Origin of the sequence: Brevibacillus sp. Leaf182 (assembly GCF_001423865.2) — a bacterium.
Taxonomy (GTDB): domain Bacteria; phylum Bacillota; class Bacilli; order Brevibacillales; family Brevibacillaceae; genus Brevibacillus; species Brevibacillus brevis_C.
The window spans coordinates 372,169-390,393 of record NZ_LMPN02000033.1 but is presented as its reverse complement, the minus strand read 5'-3'; the positions used below and the strand labels follow the sequence as shown (position 1 = coordinate 390,393).

Annotated in this window: 24 protein-coding genes; 21 read left to right on the top strand and 3 right to left on the bottom strand. The window is 48.0% G+C overall.

The annotated features are described in order from the left end of the window. Positions 1-158 precede the first annotated feature (158 nt). The 3 genes from ant(6) to ASG16_RS25825 all read left to right on the top strand — a co-directional run bounded on the left by ant(6) (position 159) and on the right by ASG16_RS25825 (position 3,680). A complete protein-coding gene (ant(6), locus tag ASG16_RS25835) occupies positions 159-1,013 on the top strand; it encodes an aminoglycoside 6-adenylyltransferase (RefSeq protein WP_111914521.1) in 855 nt (284 codons plus the stop codon). Between the two features lie 422 nt (positions 1,014-1,435). Further along, the gene (locus ASG16_RS25830; protein ID WP_056492523.1) at positions 1,436-2,005 is read left to right on the top strand and encodes an RNA polymerase sigma factor; all 570 of its coding nucleotides are present in this window, start codon (positions 1,436-1,438) and stop codon (positions 2,003-2,005) included. Continuing rightward, positions 1,986-3,680 carry a DUF4179 domain-containing protein gene (locus tag ASG16_RS25825; protein WP_056492526.1) on the top strand — a complete coding sequence of 565 codons (1,695 nt, stop codon included), beginning with the start codon at positions 1,986-1,988 and terminating at the stop codon, positions 3,678-3,680. The genes ASG16_RS25830 and ASG16_RS25825 overlap by 20 nt, the downstream gene beginning before the upstream one ends. A 53-nt stretch (positions 3,681-3,733) precedes the next feature. Here the strand turns inward: ASG16_RS25825 and ASG16_RS25820 are convergent, their stop codons facing one another. The 3 genes from ASG16_RS25820 to comA are packed head-to-tail and all read right to left on the bottom strand — an operon-like array spanning position 3,734 to position 5,760. Next, positions 3,734-4,195 (bottom strand): DUF441 domain-containing protein, encoded by a 462-nt coding sequence (locus ASG16_RS25820; protein WP_047068835.1) that lies wholly within the window; start codon positions 4,193-4,195, stop codon positions 3,734-3,736. A 36-nt stretch (positions 4,196-4,231) separates the two neighbouring features. Continuing rightward, positions 4,232-4,948, bottom strand: coding sequence for a 2-phosphosulfolactate phosphatase (locus ASG16_RS25815; RefSeq protein WP_056492529.1), 717 nt, complete (start codon positions 4,946-4,948; stop codon positions 4,232-4,234). After that, positions 4,939-5,760: a phosphosulfolactate synthase gene (comA, locus tag ASG16_RS25810; protein ID WP_056492532.1), complete on the bottom strand. Its 822-nt coding sequence runs from the start codon at positions 5,758-5,760 to the stop codon at positions 4,939-4,941. The genes ASG16_RS25815 and comA overlap by 10 nt, the downstream gene beginning before the upstream one ends. Before the next feature lie 149 nt (positions 5,761-5,909). Between comA and ASG16_RS25805 the strand changes: the two genes are divergently transcribed. The 18 genes from ASG16_RS25805 (at position 5,910) to folD (ending at position 18,164) form a co-directional block, all read left to right on the top strand. Further along, positions 5,910-6,173, top strand: coding sequence for a YqhV family protein (locus ASG16_RS25805; RefSeq protein ID WP_007725730.1), 264 nt, complete (start codon positions 5,910-5,912; stop codon positions 6,171-6,173). 79 nt (positions 6,174-6,252) lie between these two features. Continuing rightward, positions 6,253-6,732: a CD1247 N-terminal domain-containing protein gene (locus ASG16_RS25800; RefSeq protein ID WP_056492535.1), complete on the top strand. Its 480-nt coding sequence runs from the start codon at positions 6,253-6,255 to the stop codon at positions 6,730-6,732. 140 nt (positions 6,733-6,872) lie between these two features. Further along, positions 6,873-7,835: a stage III sporulation protein AA gene (gene spoIIIAA / locus ASG16_RS25795; RefSeq protein ID WP_056492538.1), complete on the top strand. Its 963-nt coding sequence runs from the start codon at positions 6,873-6,875 to the stop codon at positions 7,833-7,835. Next, positions 7,823-8,341, top strand: a complete 519-nt coding sequence (spoIIIAB, locus tag ASG16_RS25790) for a stage III sporulation protein SpoIIIAB (protein ID WP_056492541.1) — start codon at positions 7,823-7,825, stop codon at positions 8,339-8,341. The genes spoIIIAA and spoIIIAB overlap by 13 nt, the downstream gene beginning before the upstream one ends. 16 nt (positions 8,342-8,357) lie before the next feature. Then, a complete protein-coding gene (spoIIIAC, locus tag ASG16_RS25785; protein WP_007725726.1) occupies positions 8,358-8,561 on the top strand; it encodes a stage III sporulation protein AC in 204 nt (67 codons plus the stop codon). 13 nt (positions 8,562-8,574) lie between these two features. Then, entirely contained in the window at positions 8,575-8,964 is a 390-nt protein-coding gene (spoIIIAD, locus tag ASG16_RS25780) for a stage III sporulation protein AD (protein WP_016739903.1), read from the top strand. Positions 8,965-8,980: 16 nt separating this feature from the next. Next, on the top strand, positions 8,981-10,177 hold the full coding sequence (gene spoIIIAE / locus ASG16_RS25775) for a stage III sporulation protein AE (RefSeq protein WP_056492544.1): 1,197 nt from the start codon (positions 8,981-8,983) through the stop codon (positions 10,175-10,177). Between the two features lie 8 nt (positions 10,178-10,185). Then, complete coding sequence (gene spoIIIAF / locus ASG16_RS25770) at positions 10,186-10,863, top strand: stage III sporulation protein AF (RefSeq protein WP_056492547.1); 678 nt, start codon at positions 10,186-10,188, stop codon at positions 10,861-10,863. A gap of 40 nt (positions 10,864-10,903) precedes the next feature. After that, entirely contained in the window at positions 10,904-11,599 is a 696-nt protein-coding gene (spoIIIAG, locus tag ASG16_RS25765) for a stage III sporulation protein AG (protein ID WP_056493332.1), read from the top strand. 13 nt (positions 11,600-11,612) lie between these two features. Further along, complete coding sequence (locus ASG16_RS25760) at positions 11,613-12,287, top strand: SpoIIIAH-like family protein (RefSeq protein WP_056492550.1); 675 nt, start codon at positions 11,613-11,615, stop codon at positions 12,285-12,287. A gap of 208 nt (positions 12,288-12,495) precedes the next feature. After that, positions 12,496-12,996, top strand: a complete 501-nt coding sequence (gene accB / locus ASG16_RS25755; protein WP_048035785.1) for an acetyl-CoA carboxylase biotin carboxyl carrier protein — start codon at positions 12,496-12,498, stop codon at positions 12,994-12,996. A 16-nt stretch (positions 12,997-13,012) separates the two neighbouring features. Beyond that, a complete protein-coding gene (gene accC / locus ASG16_RS25750; RefSeq protein ID WP_056492553.1) occupies positions 13,013-14,368 on the top strand; it encodes an acetyl-CoA carboxylase biotin carboxylase subunit in 1,356 nt (451 codons plus the stop codon). A 68-nt stretch (positions 14,369-14,436) separates the two neighbouring features. Beyond that, on the top strand, positions 14,437-14,853 hold the full coding sequence (locus tag ASG16_RS25745; protein WP_007725712.1) for an Asp23/Gls24 family envelope stress response protein: 417 nt from the start codon (positions 14,437-14,439) through the stop codon (positions 14,851-14,853). A 153-nt stretch (positions 14,854-15,006) separates the two neighbouring features. Next, positions 15,007-15,564, top strand: coding sequence for an alkaline shock response membrane anchor protein AmaP (gene amaP / locus ASG16_RS25740; protein WP_048035786.1), 558 nt, complete (start codon positions 15,007-15,009; stop codon positions 15,562-15,564). A gap of 12 nt (positions 15,565-15,576) precedes the next feature. After that, positions 15,577-15,789: a DUF2273 domain-containing protein gene (locus ASG16_RS25735; RefSeq protein ID WP_048032535.1), complete on the top strand. Its 213-nt coding sequence runs from the start codon at positions 15,577-15,579 to the stop codon at positions 15,787-15,789. 46 nt (positions 15,790-15,835) lie between these two features. After that, positions 15,836-16,240, top strand: coding sequence for a transcription antitermination factor NusB (nusB, locus tag ASG16_RS25730; protein WP_048032536.1), 405 nt, complete (start codon positions 15,836-15,838; stop codon positions 16,238-16,240). 18 nt (positions 16,241-16,258) lie between these two features. Further along, positions 16,259-17,221 carry a tRNA (adenosine(37)-N6)-threonylcarbamoyltransferase complex transferase subunit TsaD gene (locus ASG16_RS25725; protein WP_056492556.1) on the top strand — a complete coding sequence of 321 codons (963 nt, stop codon included), beginning with the start codon at positions 16,259-16,261 and terminating at the stop codon, positions 17,219-17,221. Positions 17,222-17,309: 88 nt separating this feature from the next. Further along, complete coding sequence (gene folD / locus ASG16_RS25720; RefSeq protein ID WP_056492559.1) at positions 17,310-18,164, top strand: bifunctional methylenetetrahydrofolate dehydrogenase/methenyltetrahydrofolate cyclohydrolase FolD; 855 nt, start codon at positions 17,310-17,312, stop codon at positions 18,162-18,164. The last annotated feature ends 61 nt before the right edge of the window (positions 18,165-18,225 follow it).

The following is an 18,225-nucleotide window of genomic DNA, read 5'->3' as shown; positions in this document are numbered from 1 at the left end:
GAGAACGTCTCTTTTCAAGATAAAGAGTATTTTGCACGGCTCTCCAAATGGGTGCAGCTTTTTTTATTTGCTTCTCTTATTGATACCATATTGTAAAAATTATGTAATTGCACTACATTAAGTGATACGGAGAAATAGTAGGGTGGAGGAGTATGGCTTTGAGAACGGAACAAGAAATGATGAGCATGCTGATCGATTTCGCCAGGAAGGATGATCGAATCCGCTTGGTAACCTTGGAAGGGTCACGCACGAACAAAAATATACCCGCTGATCCATTCCAAGATTATGATATTTCGTATTTTGTGACAGAGCTGGATTCTTTCAAGGAAAATGATCAATGGCTCGATGTTTTTGGGAAGCGGATCATGATGCAAAAACCAGAGGATATGGAGCTTTTTCCGTCCGAGTTAGGGAATTGGTTTTCCTATCTCATGCTATTTGAGGATGGAAATAAAGTAGATCTGACGCTGATTCCGATAGACGAAACGGAGCCGTATTTTGCAGATAGCCACGGCCTGGTAGAGGTTTTGCTGGATAAGGACGAGCGTATCAAACACGAGGTGCTCCCTTCCGATCATCAATATTGGACCCGGAAGCCAACTGCTAGAGAGTTTGATGACTGCTGTAATGAATTTTGGATGGTCTCTACGTACGTAGTCAAAGGTCTCGCGAGAAAAGAAATCCTGTTTGCGATTGACCATCTCAACGAAATTGCCCGACCGAATTTGCTCCGCATGATGGCTTGGCAAATCGGATGTGAGAAAGGGTTTACCTTTAGTGTTGGGAAAAACTACAAATTTATCGATCACCATCTTCCAAAAGAAGATTGGGATTCCTTACTATCCAGTTATCGCGAAAATAGCTACGCAGACATGTGGGAATCGTTATTCACTTGCTATGAGCTCTTTCGAAAGTACTCCAAAGCGGTGGCAGAAAGTCTCGGATATCCGTACCCAACTTACGATGAAGCCATTACCAAGTACGCGGAAAATATCTACCATTCGTGGAAATGATGGATGGAACTCAACCGCCTTTTATCAAGGGCGGTTTTCTTATGTTGTCGATCGCTCGACCACCAAAGCTGGCGAGAAGAAAAAGCACAGGGCTCGTAGACCTTGACAACGCCTACTCAGTCGGAACTTAAAAAAGGGGACCACGCTTGTCGAACACTTCTTCCTTGAGAGACTTCCGCCCATAGGGTGGCTTTGGCTCGACGGTCCCCTTTTTTAAGTGTAGACGGTCAGTGAATCATCCCTGCTGGCGTGTCAGAGTCGAAGAGAACGTGCTTTTTCTTCTCCTCCACCATGTTGACTCAAACTTTTCTTAAAAAAAGTAATCATTTTTGGAAAGAAAATACAAGTTAATCCGTTAATCCATATGAGCCTGCCAAAACGAACGCTGCGCAGCGAACTTTTTTGAAATGGGAGGACTTCCTTTGCAGGATGATTGGTTGCTCATACAACAGGTACAAAAAGGGAATCGGGATGCCTACGCGCACCTGGTCGACAAGTACAAAGAACGATTATACAGCTATCTTTATCGAATGACGGGGCAGCAGCAGGATGCCCAAGACCTGACACAAGAGGCTTTCATCAAAGCGTACTGTCAACTGGATAAATATAAGCCGACAGATGCTTTTTTGGCCTGGCTGTATCGGATTGCGTCCAACCTGTGTATAGACGCGTGGCGCAAGAACAAGCATTACGCCAAAACACCTTTGGAAGAGACAAGACTGATTGAATCCGATACACCCGAAAAAGCTTATTTGGAAAAAGAAAAGCAAGATACCTTGCAGCAGCAAATCATGGCGTTGGGTGAAGAATACCGGGTTGTGTTTTTGCTGAAATACTTGGAACAGATGAGCTACAAAGAGATTAGCGAAATTTTGCATGTTCCGGTTACAACTGTACAAATGCGTATCCATCACGCCAAGAAAAAGCTCCGGGCTAGTATCGCGCAAGAAATGTCAGGAGGTGCTGCTATCTATGAAATGCTCCAAAACTGAAGAGTTGCGCAAGTATTTGACTGATGAGCTATCGGCAGGTGAATCTAGACTGCTGGAACGACATGTCGAAGAGTGCCTGCTCTGTCAGAGTCGATTGATGGAGGAAGAGGATAGTAGCGAGGAGTTCCCGAGCCTGAACGTTCCAAGTGCGTTGCCCGCAGATTTTACTTCCCAGGTGATGACAGCGTTAGAGCAAGTGAAATTGCCAAAACCAAAGCCAAACTGGAAAAAAAGGAGTGTAAACATTTTGAAGAAAACAGCGTTAGCAGTAGCGAGTGTCACGGCAATCATTACGTTTGGGTCCATGGTGTCTCCGACTTTTGCGAGCTACGTAAACAGTGTCATACAATCCATACAAGGCATCGACCAAGGAATGAAGCAGGCAGCAGAGAAGGGTTATGTCCAGGAAATCAATAAAAAGGTGACGGATCAAGGAATTACACTGGTTGTAAAAGAAGTGGTTGCGGATCCAGTGCGGATGGCGATCATTGCCAATATCGTGGATCAAAATGGCAAGCGTATCCCGTTTGATATGGAAAAAGACGGATTGTCCCTTACTTACAAAACCAAGTCAGGAGAAGACCTGAATCCAATGGGAGGGGGCTATTCCTACGGTGAAGAAGGAGAGTATCTTGTCGTCAGCCATGATGTTTTCCGATTCCTGAAAGATAGCAAGACATTGCCGGATGAGATCATCGTCGGTGTGGAAGCAACGATACTGGGTGGGAAAGAAGGAAACTGGAAGGTCGAGTTTCCCGTTGATATGAAAAAGACAAGGGAAGTGGCCAACCATACACAGATCGGGCAAACGTACACGACACCGCAAGGAATAAAAATGATCGTACAAAATATAATGACGGTTCCGAGTACAAGTTTGCTAGAAATGGAAACACTCTGGACAAAAGAAAGAGAAGACCAAATCCAAAAATGGAAAGAGCAAAATGGCTGGATTGTAAAAGGACCAAAAACAGGTGTGTTCACAGAAGCGGAGAGGATGGAGAGGTATTTCATCGACATGGGAGTAGCGTACCAAATATTCGATGGAAAAGGGAATGTAGTAGCAGGCTGGGACGATGCCATGCATGAAGAGCTTAACCAAATTCGAAAGAACAACGTAGAGCATTCGTACAAAGGAAAAGTGCATCAGGATGGGAAAGGAGTGACGAAATGGAATGGGATAACTCCACTTGCAAAGGATCAAACGTACAAATTAAAAATGCACTCCCTGTACCTGTATGAGCCAGCGAAGTTTCAGGCAACCATCCCGGTGGATACCTTGTTAAAGGACAAGGTGGCCGTGACGAGCAGTGACAGTACCTATACCTTAACGGGCTTTACCTTGAAAACAACGGAGGACGAAGAAAAAATCGGGGATGAAATCTATTTTGGAAAAGGTGCACTGATTTCTTTCTCGTCTATATTGCCAGAAGGAATCGTCTACACGACTGAATGGTCGGCACAGGATGAGTCCAAACAAACATACAAAGTATCGCTTAATGGAACAACATATACAAGAGGCAAGGATGGAAGAGTGCGTGTTACAGGAACATTCTTCATCCGTGACCTTGAAAAACAGCCAAAAGAGTTAAAGCTGTCTCACGCGATTCAACAACGCCAATATCAAGACCTCAACTGGGAAGTTCCATTTGAGACGTCCAATAACGCCAAACGCTAAAACAAGATAGACAAATCCCCCTCATGGAAGGTTAAGAGGGGGATTTTGTTTTTTTATTTGCTACCAAACCACTCCCACAGCTTCAACACAAACGCTGTAATACCAGCAGCCATCAAAGGCCCGACGGGAATGCCCCGAAAAAACACAATGCCGATAATCGAGCCAATGACGAGCCCGACAATCATATGTGGCTCAGAGCGCAACAAATCGAGTCCTTTTCCATTCATCCAGGTGGCAATGGCCCCACCAGCCAGAGCGGTTAAGCCGACAACCGTAGTGAAGAGTGGTGTGACGTCTTTCCACGATATTTTTTCGCTGGCGAATGGAACCAGTACGGAAATGGTCAAAAAGAGCAGGCCGAGCTCCAATCCGCGACGTTCTACCGTTGGGAAAAAACGTTCCAGTGCCGTTAACTTCAACACCAGCAATATACTCGCGGCAGTGGCAATAATCGGTGAGCGCCCAATAAGACCGATAACGATCAGGATGACGAGCATCACTTCTCCAGACATCATTGGCATCATAACCCCTGTCCCTGTTCTCCTTTCACATTATGAGACAAGGTGTGGGAGTATGCGTTTCTCCTTGATATAGGGAACGATTTGATACTGATCGACTTGAGCACAGTACCGTATATCGCTTGCCAGATGATGCTGGACGAGCCTTTTTCCTGTGGTTGTGTGGGGTAATAGCTCGCTCAGTTTTCCTGCGTAGTATAGGTAGCTCGCTTTTAGAACTTCACCCAAATCGCAAATTTGGAGGCTCGGTACCGATTGTTGTGCCTGGGCAATCATCAAGCCAGCAGCCAGACCGTCTTCCAGAGCGAATTCCGACCGGGTACCTGCACAGTACAGTGTAATATCGAGATGATACGAAAGAGCGTGCCGCATGCATGCAGTGGCATTCAAGAAGCAGCCAATCAAGAGAGCAGAGGCACGTTCTGCTTTTTGGATCGCGCGTGTCCCGTTCGTTGTGGTGAGAATAAGCTGGCTCCCCGTTTTCCCCAGAGCTGCGATTTCGGTCGGTGAGTTGTTGCAGTCGAATTCCGGGATTTTCTTACAGTGCCGTTCACCAGCCAAAACACAGTCGCCCGTGCGGAGGGAGTTCGCTTGCCCTATTGTTTCGACCGGGATGACGCTACGAAATCCATTGCCTAATGCGGTGACAATCGTACTGGAGGCACGAAGCACATCGATGACAATGACAACATGATTGCTGATCTGTTCAAAACGAATTTCTTCCACGGTCGGCACCACTTCTATTCGCACGGATAAAACCTCCCTCTCTCCATGAGCAGGGCTGTATCGCCGCGCAATCCTCGTCGTAGCGTCTCCACAGAAAATACATCCGTATAGGCAATATTTCCGAGATTAACGTCGCTGCCGATGGCTTTGATGAAGCAGACCTGTTGATCTTTTTGTGGGGCTTCCCAGATCAGGCGGGAGGCTTTTTCTTTGGCCGCCGCGACAATGTCTAAAACGAAGGAATCGTCAATATTGCCGTCCCCATCACAAACGCCGACGGTCCCACTCTCTCTCGCTTCCACAATAACGTGACTGGCACCATTGTGCAGGTCGAAGCTAAGCGTCTCCAGCAATTCCTCTCGACAAGTGCGATAATCGGCAGCTTTTTTCCCGACTTCCGTGTAGACCATCAGATCATTGTCTAACGCGTAATTGATGGCTTCCTGACGTTGTGCGAAGGATAAAGGGAACGTTCCATCGGATATTTCGACCGCCGTAAAACCGAGGGAGCGAATCAGCTTCATATAATCGGCAATCGTATTATGACGGATGGCAATTTCAAAAAAAGTTCCTCCTGGCATGATTTGTACGCCATTTTGTTTTGCGAGGGTCAATTTTTGGTTGAGTAATTCGAGGGGATACAGAGCGATGGTGCCAAAACCGAGTTTGTATAGATCGATATAGGGAGCAGCCAGCGCTAACAAGTCGGAATAAGCGGTAAGTCCAAGGCCTTTGTCAATGACCATGGTTAAGCCCTTCGCCCGGGGCTTCTCTCGGATTTGCCCGGACGGGTTTGCCCAGCTGTCAGGCAAAAACGATTGATCACACTCTACCATCGGCAAGTTCCTCATTTCTTCTAGGCGTATGGTTCAGTGTATGCCCAGTGGAGGGGAGGAGTGAGGGCAAAAGCCTATAGTGGTTATGCAAAAAGTGCTGAAATGATGTGGTACAGGCATAGAGTGAAAGGAGGGGAGGACGAGACGGTATGTTGGAAAAAGCAATTATGGGTATGGCGGCGCTTAGGGTCTTCTCAGGCAGTATCGAGATCATTGCAGCTTTGCTCATTTTGAAAGTGAACCAGGTCGAAAAAGCATTGCTCATTAATTCGGGTCTTGCGATTGTCGGGCCAATCATTTTGATCACCACTACGACAATCGGTTTATTGGGCATGTCGGATCGGGTTAGCTTTGCCAAAATTGCCTGGATTCTGGTGGGGATCTCCTGCATCTTGATTGGCGTCCGCAAGTAGTTAACCATTTCCTTCCATTGGTAAATACACGCACGATGGGGAACGATATGTGGGAGAGATTGGATGGGAGGGAATGTGGATGCCAGAATCATTGGCGAATCGAATCGCATACTTGCAAGGGTTGGCAGATGGGTTGGAAGTGGGGGAGAAGAGCCCCGAAGGAAAAATTATGGTAGAGATGATTGAGATTCTAAATGAGGTGCAGGGTCAGCTACGAGAGCTTCACGCGCGAGTGGAAGAGACAGAGGATTATGTGGAGGCCTTGGATGAAGATTTAGAGGACATTGAGCTCTACCTTTTTGAAGATGATGATGACTTGTACGAAACCGTTGTCGATTGTGAGGATGATGATGACGAGTATGCGGCTTTCTACGATTTGGATGATGATGAAGATGCCCAACTGTTTGAAGGACAAGTAGATCCCCATCTCGATACAACCTACGAGTTCTCATGCCCAAGCTGCCAGAAAGAAATCTATCTGCACGAGGGCAAAGATGAGGAAGGTTTCAGACACTATGTAATAGAGCCGGTGGATAACAAGAAAACGGATAATCGCTGATCCCAATAGGAAAAGCTTGCACTCGCGTTCTAGCACGAGAGCAAGCTATTTTTTTTGCATAAATCTCGTCCACCTCTGCATAGGATGGAGGTAAGTCAAAGTGGACAGAGGCAGAATGCGCGGCAAAAGGAGGGTACCTGATGAATGAGATCTTGACGATATTGCCAGCAACTTTACGCACGATTTTGACGGCCCTTCCTATCGCGGTAAGAGAGAATCTGGAAGAGATTCGGCTTCGGCAAAACCAGCCGCTAGAAGTCCGGTTTGGCCAACAATCTAGCTATGTGACACCGTCGGGGCAAATCACCTCGATCTCCGCGCAAGGTTGGCAATTTTCAGCAGAAGAGGCTGCAAAGCTCTTAAACCAGGTCAGCCAGCATTCTCTCTATGCCTTGGAAGAAGAGTTGAAAAGGGGTTACATCACGGTGGTTGGCGGTCATCGTATTGGCATTGCGGGGAAAGTGGTGCTGGACAAAGGTGAAGTGAAGGGAATCAGAGATGTGACCAGCTTCAACATCCGGATTGCCCGCGAGAAAAAAGGCGCGGCCAGGAAGGTCATGCCGTATTTGTTTGAGGATGGCAAATTGCAAAACACGCTGCTCATCTCCCCACCCCAGTGCGGGAAGACAACCTTGTTGCGTGATATGGCGCGAACCATCAGCTACGGGAGCGAGTGGGCTTCAAGTCGCAAGGTAGGAATTGTGGACGAGCGTTCTGAGTTGGCGGGATGCTTGCAAGGAGTTCCTCAACGAGACGTCGGTCCGCGAACAGATGTGCTGGACGCTTGCCCAAAAGCTGTAGGGATGATGATGTTGATTCGCTCCATGTCTCCTGATGTGCTGATTGTGGACGAGGTGGGAAGAGCGGAGGATGGCGACGCAGTCTGGGAAGCGATTCATGCAGGTGTAGCCGTCATTTGTTCGGCGCATGGAGCGAGCGTCAAGGAGGTAGCTGAACGCCCCATGCTAGGCAAGCTGATTCGATATGGAGCCTTTTCCCGCTATATCGTACTCAGCCGGGCAAAAGGTGTCGGAACGATCCAGGCCATCTACGATCAAAGCATGAACCTGGTTGAAAGGGAGAAGGCTGCATGGTCAAGCTGATGGGAGCCGTACTCATCCTGTTTTCGGCGTCGATGGTTGGTTGGCAGATCGGTAAGTATTACGCGAATCGTCCTGTTCAGCTTCGAGCTCTGCTCGTAGCTCTGCAAATGCTCGAAACGGAAATCGTGTTCGGGATGACCCCATTACAGCGGGCGTTTGTGAAGGTGGGTCATCGCGTGTCCGAAGAGGTAGGGAAAGTATTTATTCTGGCGGCTGAATTCTTGCAGACAGAAAAGGCGCATTCGGCTGAGGAAGCCTTGCAACAAGCCATGAATAGACTCTGGACCCAAACCGCGTTGCGCAAACAAGAGCGAGAGGTGCTTGAGAGTCTAGGTCAAGTACTTGGATCATCCGATCGGGAAGACCAGCAAAAGCATTTGCGCCTAGCTGTCACCCACCTGCGAGGGCTGGAAGAGGAGGCTCGTGCAGAACAGGAAAAGTACGAAAAAATGTACAAGAGTTTGGGCTTTTTAGGTGGACTCTTGGTCGTCATCCTGATGTTCTAAAGGCGAGGTGTTCACAGTGGATTTTGATTTGACACCTGTTTTCCAGATAGGAGCAGTAGGGTTCATAACAGCCATCCTGCATACAGTCCTGAAGCAGGCGGGCAAGGAAGATATTGCGCATTGGGCAACTCTGGTCGGATTCATCATTGTCCTGTACATGGTGTCCCATTACATCGGTGATCTGTTCTCCGAGGTAAAACGCGTCTTCCTGTTCAACTGAGGAGGGGCTCCAGATGGAGATTGTACAAATTGTCGGACTAGGACTGGTGGCTACAATTCTCGCGCTAGTCATTAAGGAACAGAAGCCGATGTTCGCCTTTTTGCTGGCGATCGCGAGCGGAGTCATCATCTTTTACTTTCTCGTCGGAAAAATAGCAGATGTCATTCGGATTTTGGAAAGATTGGCGGTTCAAGCAGATTTGAACCTTGTGTTTCTGGAAACGATTCTAAAAATCATCGGAATTGCCTACATTGCTGAATTCGGTGCCCAAATGACCCGAGATGCTGGACAAGGTGCGATTGCTTCGAAAATCGAGCTCGCTGGAAAAGTCCTCATACTGGTTATGGCTGTACCGATCATCCAAATCATTATCGAAACAGTGATCGACTTGTTGCCGGCATAAGGGAGGTGGGATGTCCATGGCACACACTTGCAAGCTGATCCTGTTCTTGTTCCTGCTTCTTGCCTTGTTTCCAGTTGCCGTGTCTGCTGCTATGACACCCGCTGTTGCACCCGCAGCCGGTCCGATCAATCAAATCGTGCAGCAACAGGTCGATCACTTGCAGCTAGACAGAGTCGAACAGTATTGGCATCAGTTGCAGCGCGACTATAAAGGGTACTTGCCCGACTTGAAATCGGAAGGCTTTATCCAAATCCTCATGCAGCAAGGTGATTTCAGTATTTCAGGCGTCCTGCAAGGAATGGGCAAATTCATCTTTCACGAGATTTTGATGAATGGAAAGCTGCTCAGCTCCATCATAATCATTACGGTCTTTGCGATGATTCTCGAAACGATGCAGAATGCCTTTGAACGCAATGCGGTATCGACAGTGGCGTACTCGATTACTTATCTCGTCTTGATGGTACTTGCGATCAACAGCTTTCATGTCGCCATTACCTATGCAAAAGATGCAATTGCGAACATGTCTGATTTCATGCTGGCTATGATCCCACTCGTCATCGCGCTGCTCGCTTCGGTAGGCAATCTGGCATCCGCCACGATGTTTCACCCGCTGATTATTTTCATGATCAACACCAGTGGCATGATGATCTCTTACGTTGTGTTTCCGCTACTGTTTCTCTCTGCGATGCTCTCTATCGTCAGCCTGTTTTCAGAGAGGTACAAAGTCACACAGTTAGCGACCTTACTTCGCAATATTGCAATGGGTGTCCTCGGATCATTTCTGACGATCTTTCTCGCTATCATTTCCATACAGGGAGCGACTTCAGCCGTTGCGGACGGGGTCACGCTCCGAACAGCGAAATACATCACGGGCAATTTCATCCCGATAGTAGGACGTGTGTTCTCCGATGCGGCAGATACCGTACTCAATGCCTCGCTACTGGTCAAAAATGCCGTGGGCTTGGCAGGAGTTTTAATCCTGATCATGCTATGCGCGTTTCCAGCTTTGAAGATACTGGTACTGGCTCTGATCTACAATCTGTCATCTGCCGTACTCCAACCGCTTGGAAACAGCCCAATCATCAGTGCGTTAGGCACGATTGGGAAAAGTCTTTTGTTTGTCTTCGCTGCTTTGGCAACGGTTGGCTTGATGTTCTTTCTGGCGATTACGATCATTATTGCGGCGGGCAACATCTCCATGATGGTTCGGTAGGTGATGAGATGACGTGGTTAACACTGTGGTTGAAAAAAATTATCCTGCTCGTCCTTTTGGCTGCCTTCCTCGATCTGATCCTGCCCAATACGACACTGCAACGCTACGTAAAAATGGTGATGGGCTTGATTCTCTTGCTAACGATCATTTCCCCTGTGTTCAGTCTGTTCAGCCTCTCGCAGGAAGATTTGGCCTTTCGTCTGGATCGCTACCAACAAGAGCTGAACAAGCCTGCTTCGGCAGAGTGGAAACGCATCACTGACAAGCTGCTCGGTCAACAAAACCAACAAATGACTGCTTATGTCCAGTCTCAGGTAGCGTCCTCGGTAAAAGCCAGTGTCAAAGAGCAGTACGGCGTAACTGTCGAAGATGTGACGATTACCGTTAATCAGCAAAATCCGGAACAGCCAACCCTTGAGCGAATCGAGCTGATAGTCGGTGACGCAAACAAGGAAGAGCAAAAAGGGCAGAGCATGATTGAACCGATTAAACCTGTCCAGCCTGTTGAGATTACGATTGGCGAACCCATTGAAGTACAACCTGATCCCAAATCAGATATTGCAGCAACTGCTCAACATGACAACCCACTTTACGCGCAAATCACTAACGATGTCGCTAAAGAGTGGGGGCTTTCGAAGAGTCAGGTCGTCATCAAAGACGAATCGAGAGAAAGAGAGAAACAGTAGCGGATATAGTCAGTGAAGCGAGGTGAAAACAATGAACCAAATGAACCAATTGTGGGAAAAGCTGAAAAGTCTGTTCATGAAGCAACAAGGCGAGAAGATGCAGGAAGAAAAGAAAATCGTAGTGGGGAGCAAAGGCAAAAGCCAAAAACTAAAGCCGCTGCATTATTTCATCGTCGTATTGGGAATAGGCGTAGCCATCATGATTTTGACGGATTTCCTCAGAGTGGAAAAGGATCAGCCACTCGGATTTGGAGATATAGGGAATGAGGCGCCAGGTCCTCCTGGAGGCGATTCAACTTCCCAGGTGCTAGGGGGATCACCGACTACTGATATCATTGCCGAATATGAAAACATTTACGAGACGCAGCTTCGCGATATCCTCGCTTCTGTTGTGGGCGTCGGCGAAGTAGAGGTCATGGTCAATCTGGAATCAACACCAGAGCTGGTTGTGGAAAAAAACCGCAACATTCGTTCCTCAACCAATCAGGAAATGGACAAAGAAAAGGCAACCCGCAATCAAAATGACCAGTCACGAGATGAGCAGGTCGTCATCGTGCAAGGCGGCAAGCAAGATGCCCCCGTTATTGTGAAGACGCTGAAGCCGAAAGTCCGCGGGGTCCTGGTAGTGGCTAAAGGGGCCGATAACATCCAGGTTAAAGCGTGGATCACTGAAGCCGTTCAAAAGGTTTTGGATGTTCCCGCTTATAAAATATCCATTTTGCCCAAAAAAGGGTAGGAGGTAATGGCGAATGATTCTGCGAAAGCAAACGGTATGGTTGTTGACAATGCTTGCTGTCATGGTTGTGCTCTCCGGCTATTACTTGGTGAAGGGACCGCAAGATCAAATCCCAACATCAGGACAAGAGCAAGCCGTCCAGAAACAAGAGCAAATTTCCGGTGTGGTGGTTGAATCCAAGCAAGTAGATCACGCCCCACAAGCAACTCCTGTCGATCAAGCTCCAAAGGCAACTCCAGCAGACGAGAAAACAGGCACGAAGGAAGCCAAGACTCCTGCTGCACCAGAAGCGAAGCCAGCGGCAACAAACACGGTCGTTCCAGTAGCAGAAACGGCGAGTGAAATCTTCCAAGGCTACAAAATGAAACGCGAAGCCATGCTGCAGCAACAAAAAGACGAACAGCTCGCAATCGTAAACAGCACGGATTCCTCTCCGCAGGCAGTAGCAGAAGCGATGGCTAAGTTTGAAGAACTGTCCAACATGGAAAGTGCTACGATGACTGCAGAAGAAATGCTCAAGGCGAGTGGCTATCAGGATGCGGTCGTTACTGTCCAAAATGAAAAGGCGACAGTCATTGTACAAAAAGATAAATTGAGCGCAAACGAGGTCGTGGAAATCATTGCAAACGTGAAGCAGCACTTGAATATCCCGGCGACAAACATTAACGTACAATACAAGTCATCCTAATAAAAGCTGCGGTACATTCTCGTTATAATGGATAGGAGAAACGGGCATGATGGTAAGGATTTTCTCGCTTCTGTTGGAAAAGAAGCGGGGAAATCCTTTCTTGACGTGGTATAGGCAACAGGCTACCATGGATTTATGGTTTGCCAAAAGGATACATAATGGACTCCACGAACCTCTATTGAAAGAAAAGAAGGAGTGCTTGTTCGTAATGAAAATGCATGAAATCCGCGAAATCATTAAGTTAATTGATCAATCATCCATTCAAGAATTTAACTTGGAAACAGAAGGTGCCAAGGTGTCTCTGAAAAAATCCAATGGTACGGAAACGATTGTCGTCACGCAACCAGCGGTTCAAGCTCCTGTTGCAGCACCAGTAGCACATATCCCGGCTCAGCCAGTTGTTGCGGCAGCGCCAGTCGTAGCAGAAGCTCCGAAAGCAGCAGCTGTACAAGCTTCGGATGACGCAAATCTCCACAAGATTGTATCTCCAATGGTAGGGACTTTCTATAGCGCACCAGAACCAGGCAAGCCGCCTTACGTACAAGCTGGTGACAAAGTAAATGCGAGCAAAGTTGTTTGCATCGTGGAAGCTATGAAGCTCTTTAACGAAATCGAAGCAGAAGTAAGCGGCGAGATCGTGAAAGTTCTCGTAGAAGACGGTCAATTGGTTGAGTATGGCCAAGCATTGTTTTTGGTGAAGCCAGAATAAGGTGGGGGAGAGCGGAATGTTTCAAAAAGTATTGATTGCCAATCGCGGGGAGATTGCCGTGCGTATTATCCGGGCATGCCGCGAGTTGGGCATTCGTACGGTCGCCGTCTACTCCGAAGCGGATCGTGAAGCGCTTCATGTGAAGCTGGCCGACGAAGCCTACTGTATTGGTCCAAAGGCATCCAAGGAAAGCTATTTGAATATAGCAAACATCATGAGTGTAGCGACCAAGGTCGGGGCAGACGCTATCCATCCTGGTTATGGCTTCTTGGCGGAAAACGCCGACTTTGCCGAGATTTGTACCGCCTGCAACATTACCTTTATTGGTCCAGACCCAGAAGCCATTGTGAAGATGGGGGACAAGTCCACAGCGAAGGATACGATGAAAACGGCAGGTGTACCTACTGTACCAGGTACGGAAGGTCTGATCGAAGATGTGGCGGACGCTGTAGTCACCGCAAACGAGATTGGTTATCCTGTCATGGTCAAAGCGACAGCGGGTGGCGGCGGACGCGGCATGCGCGTAGCCGTTGACGACGAAGATTTGGAAAAAGCGATCCGTCAGGCGCAAAACGAGGCGAAAACGGCTTTTGGCAATCCAGGGGTTTACTTGGAGAAGTTCGTAGAGGGTCCGCGCCATGTGGAAATTCAAATCATGGCAGACAAGCATGGCAACGCCGTATACCTGGGTGAGCGCGATTGCTCCATCCAACGTCGACACCAAAAGCTGATCGAGGAAGCTCCATCTCCAGCATTGAGTGAAGAGCTGCGCCAACAAATGGGTGAAGCTGCTGTTGCGGCGGCAAAAGCCGTTTCCTATCACGGTGCGGGCACTGTCGAGTTTTTGCTGGACAAACACGGAAAGTTCTACTTCATGGAAATGAATACGCGTATTCAGGTAGAGCATCCTGTGACCGAGCTGGTGACTGGCTTTGACCTGATCAAGGAGCAACTGACTGTAGCGGCAGGCCAACCATTGTCCTTTACGCAAGAGGATATCCAAATGGATGGCTGGGCTATTGAATGCCGAATTAATGCGGAGAATCCTGCGAAAAACTTCATGCCTTCGCCAGGTCGTATCACAGAATATTTGGCGCCAGGCGGCTTTGGTGTGCGCGTAGACAGTGCAGCGTATGCGGGATATTCCATTCCGCCATATTACGACTCTATGATCGCCAAGCTGATTGTGTGGGGCAAGGATCGCAACGAAGCGATTGACCGTATGAAGCGGGCCTTGAGTGAATTCGTCGTCGAGGGTATTACGACAACGATTCCATTCCATTTGAAGGTATTGGATCACGAAGTATTTGTCAGCGGTAATTTTGATACGAAATTCTTGGAAACCTACGACTTGAACCTGGATGAAGAGTAAGTAGGCTGATTTGTAAAAATACGGTGTGCTTGGTATAATGAATTACAAATTAGAGGGAGGTGCGAAGCATGGAAGAGTTTACTCCAGATTTAGATAGAACAGAACTTGGTAAGGTCCAGATCGCTCCCGAAGTATTGGAAGTGATCGCCGGCATGGCTGCGTCCGAAGTAGAAGGTGTGGCGCAAATGAGCGGCGGTTTCGTAGGTGAAATAGCTGAACGTTTAGGCCGTAAAAATATAGCGCGTGGTGTGCGTGTAGAAGTTGGCTCCCGCGAAGCAGCGGTGGATGTTTCGATTATTGTCAAATACGGACATCGCATCCCGGAGGTCGCTCGAAATATTCAAGATAGTGTACGCAATACGATTGAGAGCATGACAGGTCTTTCGGTAGTTGAAGTAAACGTACATATCGTAGATGTTGAGTTGAAAGCTGAAGAAAAAGCACCGGCACCAGTACCGGTTGAAGAACACCAGCGCGTGCGCTAACAAGCAGCGGATGGATGCCCCCTACGAACAGGGGGCATTTTCCTCATTTGAAAACGTGATTTTGTTTAGGCTTTCAGCGTAAATTCATGGAGTTTTCCGGAGCGTGCCGTGTTTGTCTCCTTTTTTCAAACATGGCTGAAAGGAGAGGTGCTTGTGAACTTGTTTGACCGCTTTATCTTGACGATTTATAGCTTTGCGCTCATTGTTTTGTCCTGCATCGCGATAGCAGCGACCAGCGGATTGATCCCGCAAGAATTTTTCCGACCATATGTGGATCAGATGCTGACGGGTACGAACATCACCTATCTCATTGTCGCGATCATTTTCCTCGTAGTCAGCCTTCGCTTCTTTTTCAGTTCTTTCCGCTCTAACAAGCCTAAAGTAGAACGGGGAATCCGTCAGCGCAGTGATTTGGGTGAGGTCAACATTACGATTCAGACGATCCAGACCATTGCAGAGCGTGCAGCCCGCCGAGTGAAAGGAGTGCGCGATATGAAAACGACAGTCAAAGCACTCGAGAGCGGCAATATTATCACCCTGCGTGTTTCGGTAGATGGAGAAACGCCATTACCTGAGCTGACACAGAAGCTACAGGCTGACGTGAAGGAGCAAGTCGAGGGAATTGCTGGTGTTGTCATTTCCGAGGTGGCGATTGTCGTGACGGAAGTAGCTCAGCAGGAAAACTACGCGGCTCGTAAACGGGTGGAATAGAAGGTGAAGTCCATGGTGTGGGAGTTATTGTGGGAACACAAGGGGAAGCTAATGGGGATTTTGGCCGGACTTTTTTTCGGTATCATCTACCTTCTCGTCGGATTTTGGGATACACTGGTTTTTGTTGTGTTTGTCGGGACTGGATATTATATCGGTAGAAAGCTCGACCATAAAGAAGACCTGCGTGAGATACTCGATAAGATCTTGCCAGGCAAGTTTCGGTAACAAATGTTTTGGGGCAAAAGCTCATTTTAATTAGTAGGTGAATGGAATGAAACGAAGAACAGCACGAGAAAAAGTAGTCCAATGTCTTTTCCAAATTGATATGGCAGAGGTTCCGCTAACGGATGCGGTTGCCCTCGTCATGGAGGAATCCGAGGAAAATGCACAGTATTTGCGTTATCTCCTCGACGGTGTATTGAAAAACTTGACTGAGATTGATGCGGAAATTAAGAAGTTTTTGCGTGGATGGCAATTGGAACGCATCGCCAATGTAGATCGCGCTATTCTTCGTCTGGCATTTTACGAGATCATGTTCGAGCAAGACACTCCTGACAAAGTCGTAATGAACGAAGCGATTGAGATTGCTAAGCTCTTTAGCGACGAACAGTCCCACCGATACATTAACGGTGTGTTGTCGAGCTTCTTGCAATCGCGTGAAACCAAGCAGGCGTAATAGGTAGGAGATACAAGCATGAGTAAGGTAATGTTGGGAATCGACACGAGCAATTACCGGACATCACTGTGCTTGGCTGAGGAAGACGGCCGAATTGTGGCAGAAGCAAAGCGCCTTCTGAAAGTAAAGGAGGGCAAGCGCGGACTGCAACAATCCGAAGCCGTCTTTCAGCATGTGATGAACCTGCCGGAATTAAGTGAAGAGATGAAGTGGAAGGATTACGAGATTGCAGCGATTTGCGTGAGTGAGAAGCCGCGTCCGCAAGACGGATCGTATATGCCTGTATTTAAGGTAGGAGAGGGCTTGGCGAAATCGTTGGCGACTTATTTGCGGGTTCCCCTTCACTTGACGACTCATCAAGAGGGACATATAGCGGCGGGGGAATATACTGCTGAGGTGCGTCCGACAGAGGATCGCTTTTTGGCTGTGCATTTGTCTGGAGGCACCAGCGAGTTGTTGTTGTGCGAGCGTCATGCAGCCGGTTATACCATTGAGAAAATAGGTGGGACGATCGATCTGCACGCTGGGCAACTAGTCGATCGGATTGGTGTAGCACTCGGTTTGTCCTTTCCTGCCGGTCCCGCGTTGGAGCAGTTAGCCAAGGACTCAACAGGTACGTTTCGGATTTCTTCGGCAGTTGAAGGGCTTTCCTTTAGTTTTTCTGGTCCAGAAGCATCGCTTTTGCGTGAGGTGGAAAAGGGAAGTACGAGCCCTGCTGAGATTGCACGGGCGACAGAGCAATGTATTGCCAATACACTAGAAAAGTCCTTACGCCATGCAGTAGAGCAAGGCTGCCCGAAGGACATCTTGATTGTTGGAGGAGTAGCTGCTAATTATTACATTCGTGAGCGGCTGATCAAACGTCTGGAACACCCTGCCGTGAAGGCGAAGCTGTACTTCTGTGACCCCGTTTACTCCGGTGATAATGCCTACGGAGTCGCTATGTTGGGGTGGATGAAGCAAAAGACGAACATTAAATAAATGCGAACTTTTTATAATTCGGCTTTACAGCTGAGGGGGAAATCGGTACACTTAACGTATCGACGTTGATAAAGGAGGCATTTTCTCCATGGCTGCAACCATTCTCCAGGGAAAAGAAGTAGCACAGAGTATTCGGGCCGAATTGGCGAACGAAGTAGCTGAATTGAAAAAGCAAGGGATCGTACCAGGATTAACCGTTGTTATTGTGGGAGATGACCCGGCTTCTCACTCCTATGTGCGTGGTAAAGCAAAAGGCTGCGAGGAAGTCGGTATTTCATCCGAGATCATCATGAAGGACGCTGACATCACAGAGGAAGAATTGTTGGTTATCATTCAACAGTTGAACGAAAATCCGAACGTTAATGGGATTTTGGTTCAGCTTCCTCTTCCAGCTCATATTTCAGAACATGCGGTAATCGAAGCCATTGCTCCTGAAAAAGATGTGGACGGCTTCCATCCGATTAGCGTAGGAAACATGGTATTGGGAAATGATACGATGCTCCCTTGCACGCCGCACGGAATTATTGAATTGATCAAGCGCACAGGCACCCCAATGGCAGGCAAACATGCAGTGGTGATCGGACGCAGTAACATCGTTGGGAAGCCGGTCTCATTGCTACTGCAACAGGAAAATGCCACGGTAACCATGTGTCATTCTCGCACGCAAAATCTCGAGGAATTCACGCAAAAGGCAGACATCCTCGTCGTTGCAACTGGTAGGGCGCATATGATCGGCAAGGAGCATGTCAAACCGGGCGCTGTCGTCATTGACGTTGGTGTGAACCGCATCGGAACCGGTAAGCTGGTTGGAGATGTCAGGTTCGACGAGGTCAAAGAAGTGGCTAGCTTTTTAACCCCAGTTCCAGGCGGTGTTGGCCCGATGACGATTACCATGCTGTTGAAAAATACCGTTGCGGCAGCGAAAAAGCAAGCAAAACAATAGAAGAAAATCGGCAATTTATTATAGAATGGATAAGGCATAAGCTTTATCCATTCTTTTGCAT

Coding starts and splice junctions, on each gene's coding strand:
- ASG16_RS25825 (WP_056492526.1), top strand. CDS start 1,986: ATGAAATGCTCCAAAACTGAAGAGTTGCGCAAGTATTTGACTGATGAG.
- ASG16_RS25820 (WP_047068835.1), bottom strand. CDS start 4,195: ATGATGTCTGGAGAAGTGATGCTCGTCATCCTGATCGTTATCGGTCTT.
- comA (WP_056492532.1), bottom strand. CDS start 5,760: ATGGTAGAGTGTGATCAATCGTTTTTGCCTGACAGCTGGGCAAACCCG.
- ASG16_RS25805 (WP_007725730.1), top strand. CDS start 5,910: ATGTTGGAAAAAGCAATTATGGGTATGGCGGCGCTTAGGGTCTTCTCA.
- ASG16_RS25800 (WP_056492535.1), top strand. CDS start 6,253: ATGCCAGAATCATTGGCGAATCGAATCGCATACTTGCAAGGGTTGGCA.
- spoIIIAA (WP_056492538.1), top strand. CDS start 6,873: ATGAATGAGATCTTGACGATATTGCCAGCAACTTTACGCACGATTTTG.
- spoIIIAB (WP_056492541.1), top strand. CDS start 7,823: ATGGTCAAGCTGATGGGAGCCGTACTCATCCTGTTTTCGGCGTCGATG.
- spoIIIAD (WP_016739903.1), top strand. CDS start 8,575: ATGGAGATTGTACAAATTGTCGGACTAGGACTGGTGGCTACAATTCTC.
- spoIIIAE (WP_056492544.1), top strand. CDS start 8,981: ATGGCACACACTTGCAAGCTGATCCTGTTCTTGTTCCTGCTTCTTGCC.
- spoIIIAF (WP_056492547.1), top strand. CDS start 10,186: ATGACGTGGTTAACACTGTGGTTGAAAAAAATTATCCTGCTCGTCCTT.
- spoIIIAG (WP_056493332.1), top strand. CDS start 10,904: ATGAACCAATTGTGGGAAAAGCTGAAAAGTCTGTTCATGAAGCAACAA.
- ASG16_RS25760 (WP_056492550.1), top strand. CDS start 11,613: ATGATTCTGCGAAAGCAAACGGTATGGTTGTTGACAATGCTTGCTGTC.
- accB (WP_048035785.1), top strand. CDS start 12,496: ATGAAAATGCATGAAATCCGCGAAATCATTAAGTTAATTGATCAATCA.
- accC (WP_056492553.1), top strand. CDS start 13,013: ATGTTTCAAAAAGTATTGATTGCCAATCGCGGGGAGATTGCCGTGCGT.
- ASG16_RS25745 (WP_007725712.1), top strand. CDS start 14,437: ATGGAAGAGTTTACTCCAGATTTAGATAGAACAGAACTTGGTAAGGTC.
- ASG16_RS25735 (WP_048032535.1), top strand. CDS start 15,577: ATGGTGTGGGAGTTATTGTGGGAACACAAGGGGAAGCTAATGGGGATT.
- nusB (WP_048032536.1), top strand. CDS start 15,836: ATGAAACGAAGAACAGCACGAGAAAAAGTAGTCCAATGTCTTTTCCAA.
- ASG16_RS25725 (WP_056492556.1), top strand. CDS start 16,259: ATGAGTAAGGTAATGTTGGGAATCGACACGAGCAATTACCGGACATCA.
- folD (WP_056492559.1), top strand. CDS start 17,310: ATGGCTGCAACCATTCTCCAGGGAAAAGAAGTAGCACAGAGTATTCGG.